A 1,412-nucleotide genomic window follows, 5' to 3' on the forward strand; every position below is an offset into this window, starting at 1 on the left:
GGAGCATCACCAAGGGCGTGAACAGGTACATGGCGAGGTTGTAGAGCAGGCGCAGGAGCACGCGGATCCCTGGATTTGCCGGTAGCCCGGGAGTATAGCCGCCCCCTTTCGCTACAATGGCCGGCCATGCCCGGTATGCCCCGCCCCCACCTCACCCGTGCCCTGCTTGCGCCCCGCCACTGGCCGGCGTGGCTGGGGGTCGCGTTCATCTGGCTGATCGCGCACCTGCCGTTCCGGCTCCTGATGCGCCTGGGCCGCCTTGCCGGCCGGCTGGCCCTGCACCTGAACCCCGAACGGCGGCGCGTCGCGGCGACGAACATCGCCTTGTGCTTCCCGGAACTGGACGCCGCGGCGCAGAAGGCCCTGGTACGGGCGAACCTGTGCGACGTGGGCATGATGCTGGCCGAGTTCGCCCTGGGCTGGATGGGCTCGGACCGCGCCATCGCGCGGGTACCGGTCACCGTCGACGGCCTCGAACACCTGGAGGCGGCGCGCAAGGCGGGACGCGGCGTGCTGCTCGTCGGCGGCCATTTCTCGCATCTCGAGCTTTGCGCGCGGCTGGTGTCGCAGCGCATCCGCATCGCCGGCATGTACCGGCGCATGGATTCGGACGTGTTCGAGTTCGCGGTGCTGCGCTCGCGCCTGCACTATGCGGATGCAATGTTCGAGAAGGACGACATTCGCGGCACCGTGAGGTACCTGAAATCCGGCGGCACGCTCTGGTACGCGCCCGACCAGGACATGCGCAGCAAGGACAACGTGTTCGTGCCCTTCTTCGGGGTGCAGGCCGCCACCATCACGGCCACCCATCACCTTGCCCGTCTTTCCGGCGCCCTCGTCATCCCGTTCTACCACCGCCGCCTGCCCGGTGACGCCGGCTATGCGATGCGCCTGGGCGCGCCGATGGAAGATTTCCCCAGCAAGGACCCGAGCCTCGACACGGCGCGCGTCAACGCGCAGATCGAGCAGATGGTGCGCGAGGCACCCGAGCAATACCTCTGGGTGCACAAGCGCTTCAAGACCCGCCCGCCAGGCGAACCGAAGGTCTACTGAGAACCTGAGGCAGTCGCAGCACCTTCGCGCGCGGGCGCGCTTCCCACAGAGTGCTCAGGGTGTTGACGGTGGTTTTTGGTCGGCTGGTGGTGCGCGGCTTTCCTTGACCTTTCTCCAAGCCGAACGCCGACAGAACCGTCGGCGAGTGGGTTGGCATCATGAAAGCCTCGGGAAAAAAGACGTGCGTAGAACGTGCGTCGTCAACACGAAACGGATCTTCCCCATGCAATCGATCTTTCGTTTTGCGCGTTCGCTCAGCGGCCGCGCCGGATGGCACAGCTCACGTACGCATGGCATCGGTGCCACGCTCACGTACATCGGTCGCTGCGTCTCCCACTGGCGCGAGCACGATGCATGGC

1 protein-coding gene is annotated in these 1,412 nt (G+C 66.6%); it reads left to right on the forward strand.

Annotation, left to right across the window (positions count from 1 at the left end):
* Nucleotides 1–126 precede the first annotated feature (126 nt).
* Nucleotides 127–1,053, forward strand: a complete 927-nt coding sequence (gene lpxL / locus ACPYOD_RS19105; RefSeq protein ID WP_481303267.1) for an LpxL/LpxP family Kdo(2)-lipid IV(A) lauroyl/palmitoleoyl acyltransferase — start codon at nucleotides 127–129, stop codon at nucleotides 1,051–1,053.
* Nucleotides 1,054–1,412: the final 359 nt, after the last annotated feature.

This window comes from Luteibacter sp. HAY1-4A (genome assembly GCF_056755355.1).

What these genes read in the sequence shown, in the direction of transcription:
- lpxL (WP_481303267.1), top strand. Translation starts at nt 127, where the DNA reads ATGCCCGGTATGCCCCGCCCCCACCTCACCCGTGCCCTGCTTGCGCCC.